Here is a 1,066-nt window from a genome sequence, read left to right on the forward strand (position 1 = left end):
CACGCCGCTTTGGATTTGACGTGCCGTAACGAAAAGAGAACAATTCTCATCCAGCCATGGTCCTGCGCCCCTTCGCGGCGCCCCGCTGCCATCTCCGGCCAGCCTGCGTGATCCCAGCCACTGCCCCTTCCCCCACCCGTGGGCGGATGGCCTGTGGCCGTCCGTCGAGGATCACCATCGATGCTGCCTTCCCGTCTCCCCCGCCTGGCCCTGCTGGCCTCCGCCCTGTCCGCCGCCTGCGCTGCCCATGCCGAAGCGCCGGCCGTCAGCCGTAACGCCATCGATCTGGATGCGGTGAAGGTCACTGCCGAACGCACCCATACCGACGCCGGCGCACTGGGCGACCGCGCCCTGCGCGACACTCCGTTTGCGATCACCGCTGTTGGCCGCGAGCAGATCGAGCAGCGCCAGGTGGTCTCGCTGGGCGAAGCCTTCCTGCTCGACCCCTCGGTCACCACCCAGGTCAGCGCCTACGCCAGCGGCTGGAGCTCGCCCATCCGCAATCGCGGTATCGAACTGAATTTCGACAGCTATCGCGTCAATGGCCTGCAGGTCTCTTCCTGGGGTACCGAATGGCCGCTGGAAGTGATGGAACAGGTCGATCTGCTGAAAGGCCCGGGCGGTTTCCTGTACGGGTTCGGTGCACCCGGCGGCATCGTCAACTACATCACCAGGAAGCCGACGGACACGCCCACCTTCTCCGCCCAGATGGGCTGGCGTGAACAGGGCATCGTCAGCGGCGGCATCGACGTTGGCGGACGTTTCGGCAACGAGCAGATGTTCGGCTACCGTTTCAACGCCTTCCAGGAAAAGGGCGAGACCTTCAATGGTGGGCACGTCGATCGCAAGGTTGGCGCACTGTCGCTGGATGCGCGCCTGAGCGATGTACTGACCTGGACCTTCGACGGCGTGTTCCAGTCACGCGATCTGCGCGAAGAGTCGCCGCAGTACTACTTCCGTGGCCTGACATCGCTGCCGCGACCGATTGCCGGGGATACCGACAACAGCGTACCCGGCACCTACTACGACACCCGATCCAGCCTGCTGTCGACCGGCTTGAACTGGC

The 1,066-nt window shown here is 65.0% G+C and carries 1 protein-coding gene; it reads left to right on the forward strand.

The window, feature by feature from the left end; all coding sequences use genetic code 11:
• Window positions 1-180: 180 nt before the first annotated feature.
• Window positions 181-1,066 (forward strand): TonB-dependent siderophore receptor (locus ARC63_RS00655; protein WP_158003712.1); only part of this gene is annotated, 886 nt, incomplete at its 3' end.

Source organism: Stenotrophomonas geniculata ATCC 19374 = JCM 13324 (assembly GCF_001431625.1).
In the GTDB taxonomy this organism is placed as follows: Bacteria; Pseudomonadota; Gammaproteobacteria; order Xanthomonadales; family Xanthomonadaceae; genus Stenotrophomonas; species Stenotrophomonas geniculata.